The sequence below is a fragment of the Okeania sp. SIO2B9 genome, assembly GCF_010672505.1.
Classification (GTDB): domain Bacteria; phylum Cyanobacteriota; class Cyanobacteriia; order Cyanobacteriales; family Microcoleaceae; genus Okeania; species Okeania hirsuta.
Map to the genome: position 1 here is coordinate 1 of NZ_JAAHGK010000794.1, position 3,676 is coordinate 3,676.

Genomic DNA, 3,676 nt, shown 5'->3' on the forward strand with positions numbered 1-3,676 from the left:
CCAGCTAATTCTAACCAACTTTGATATTGTTCGAGATTATAACCCCGTAATAAAATACTAGGGTTACGATTTTGTTACGGGGTTATAATCTCGAACAATATCAAAGTTGGTTAGAATTAGCTGGAAATAGAATGGCTAATTTACCTACAGATTTACAAACAGAATTTATTGCCGAAAGTGCTAAACAACCACCTAATTTAGTTTTAGATGTTTTTGTTTCTTATTCCAGAGCAGATTCAGATTTTGCTAGACAGTTAAATGAGGCATTACAAACTCAGGGAAAAACTACTTGGTTTGACCAGGAAAGTATTGCTACAGGCACAGATTTTCAACAGGAAATTAATCGCGGAATTGAACAGTCGGATAATTTCTTATTTATTATTTCCCCAGATTCAGTAAATTCTCCCTATTGTGGAAATGAAGTAGAGTATGCCAAAAGTTTAAATAAACGGTTTGTGACAGTATTATATCGAAAAGTTGATAGTAAGGAGTTGCATCCAGAATTAGCAAAAGTGCAATGGTTAGATTTTCATCGGTATGGAGGAGAATTTTATGCTAACTTTAGCGAGTTAGTACGTTTTTTGGATACTGATAGAGATTATGTCAGAAACCATACAAAGTTGTCACAACAAGCATTGGACTGGGAGGAAAAAGCTAGTGAAGATTTATTGCTACGAGGAAGTGAACTGGCGATCGCTAAAAACTGGTTACAGGAAGCTCTTAACACTAACAAACAACCCCCACTCAACAAGTTGCAAAAGAAATTTATTGAAGCTAGTGACGACCTACATACTAGCATCCAACAAGCAAGAGCAAAACGCAGACAACTTGATATCACAACTGCTTGGGGAATTACAGTTGGTTCCCTGTTGGCAGTTATGATTAGCACTGGGTTGTGGCAAAATTCTAGACATGAGCATAAAAAAGCTCAACTTAATTTAGCACAGTCTCTTGCTCGCTCTTCCTCCTCTCTATTTGTCGGTAACAAAGAATTAGAAGCATCGATTGAAGTTATTAAAGCGGGGAAAAATTTGCAAAGATACAAGGTGAAAGACGCAGAAGTGATCGACGCATTGCAACAGTCTGTTTATAGTGGCAGTGAAAGCAACAGATTACAAGGACACAAAAATTCTATTCGCTCTCTGAGTTTTAGTCCAGATGGCAAAATATTGGCATCAGGCAGCGATGATAAACAGATTAAGCTTTGGAATATGGAAACGGGAGCAGAAATACGAACTTTCTCTGGACACGATCGCTCTGTTATTAGTGTTTGCTTTAGTGCGGATGGGAAAATTTTAGCATCGGCAGGAAAAGACAAGAAGATAAAACTTTGGGATGTAGCAACAGGCAAGGAAATTAACACCTTCACCGGACATACTGACTGGATAAATAGCATGAGTTTCAGTCAGGATGGTAAGATTTTAGTATCAGGGAGTAAGGATAATACGATTAAACTCTGGAATGTAGAGACAGGCAAAGAAATTGACACCCTTTTCGGGCATCAGGGTAGTGTAATTAGTATCAGTTTTAGTCCTGACGGTAAAACTTTAGCATCGGGAAGTAAAGACAAAACGATTAAGTTTTGGGATGTAGAGACAGGTAGAGAAATGTACACCCTCTTCGGACATAATGGTTTGGTGGGTAGCGTCCGTTTTAGTCCGGATGGCAAGATATTGGCAAGTGGCAGTTATGATAAAACGGTTAAACTTTGGGATTTAGAAACAGGTGAGGAAATTCGGACTTTGACAGGACATTTTAGTTCAATTATGAGTGTGAGTTTTAGTCCGAATGGTAAACATTTAGCGACTGGTAGCAAAGACCGAATAGTTAAGCTATGGGATATAGAAACAGGAAATGAAATTCGCTCTTTTTATGGTCACGATGCTTGGGCATTTCGGGTAAGTTTTAGTCCAGATGGCAAGATATTAGCATCGGGTAGTGGTGACAAAACCATCAGACTCTGGAATTTAGAAACGAGAAGGGAACTTAGTACACTTAAAGGACATGATGATTCGATTCAACATTTAAGTTTTCCTCTAGCTTCATCCCCTCAAATATATAAATCTGAGAAAGAGATGATATTTGTTTCTGGTGGCGCTGATAAAACTGTCAAGATATGGGATTTGAAGACTAAAACTCAAGATACTTTGAAGGGACATGATGACTCGGTAATGAAAATTAGTGTGAGTCCTGATGGCAAGACTATTGCTTCTGCTGGTGAAGATAGCACTATTATTTTATGGGATGTAGAAACAAAACAAGAGATTCATCGACTCAAAGGTCATACCGATGCAGTCAAGGCAATTAGTTTTAGTCCGGATGGCAACATCTTAGCTTCTGGCAGTAAAGATACTACTATCAAACTTTGGAATTGGATAACAAAAGAAGAAATAGGCAATTTAAAAGGTCACGAAAGCACGGTAATGACAATGAGTTTTAGTCCGGATGGCAAGACCTTAGCTTCTGGTAGTAAGGACAATATAATTAACCTCTGGAATATAGAAACAATGGAAAAAATGGAACCTCTCATAAACGACAATCAGAGTTCTAATTTTAGTGTCAGTTTCAGTCCTGATGGTAAAACCTTAGCTGCTGGAGGCGATCGCAATCTTGTTACTTTATGGGATGTGGAAAAAAGAGAAAAAGTTTTCACTTTCAAAGGTCATAGTAGTTCTATTAACAGCGTTAGTTTTAGTCCGAATGGTAAGATTTTAGCTTCTGGAAGTTCTGACAAAACAATTAAACTGTGGAACCCGAAACAGGGAAATTCTATTTTGACCTTTCACGGACATGAAGACTCAGTTAATAGTGTTAGTTTTAGTCCGGATGGTAAAGTCTTAATATCTGGTAGTGATGATAAAACAATTAGACTTTGGGATGTAGAAAAACTAGATTTAGATGTAGATTTAAACGACTTAATGCTCCGGAGTTGCAATTGGGTGCGTGGTTATTTACAGCATAATCCTTATGTGGAAGAGGAGAATAGAAACTTGTGCGATAATATTGGTTAAATCAAAGTGGGTATTCAATAATTAACAATTAATAATTAATAATGGCTTTGTTGCATGAATGTTGCATTCGCAGATGACTACCTTTAACTAAATTTTCTTATCGACTAGGGCAAATGTGGCTGCATCCAATTATAGATTTTTCTATTCCTCCAGAAGCAGTTTTTTTTCGTTTACCAGCTTGGCAACTTTTGGAAAGTAGTAAAGACCAATTATTAGCCACAACTAAACTAGAAAAACTTCCATCAATAGTGATTATTGCTAGTGCATATAGAGATGGACAATTAGGTTTGAGTGAATATGATATAACTGTTGATATATATGATGAACAAAATTTTCCTTTACCTCCTGCTATTAGTTACTGGCGTTCTCAAAAACTGCGTAATGTATTGATAGGAGGAGAAATTCATGCTTATATGATTCATCATTTCCTGAACCAAAGATTAGTTATACCTATTCCTGATTTATGGCTAATTGTAGTAGCTATTTTCTTAGGAAAAGGAACAGTATTAATCTTAGAAAATAATTCTCCATTACGCCAACAAAAAAATATTTTATTCTTGCTATTTTTACTATTGTTACTAAATATTATTTATGGTTTAGCTAGTCTACAAATTTATATTACTGGTGCAATTTTATTGCCTTTTTTCTTCCCTAGTTTAACAAGA

At 36.4% G+C, this 3,676-nt stretch carries 1 protein-coding gene and 1 pseudogene; both read left to right on the forward strand.

Features of this window, described 5'->3' with window-relative positions; genetic code table 11:
• Positions 1–71 precede the first annotated feature (71 nt).
• Positions 72–3,011: a TIR domain-containing protein gene (locus F6K13_RS23505; RefSeq protein WP_287288556.1), complete on the forward strand. Its 2,940-nt coding sequence runs from the start codon at positions 72–74 to the stop codon at positions 3,009–3,011.
• Between the two features lie 113 nt (positions 3,012–3,124).
• Positions 3,125–3,676 (forward strand): annotated as a pseudogene (locus F6K13_RS23510) (histidine kinase); the annotation flags it as partial.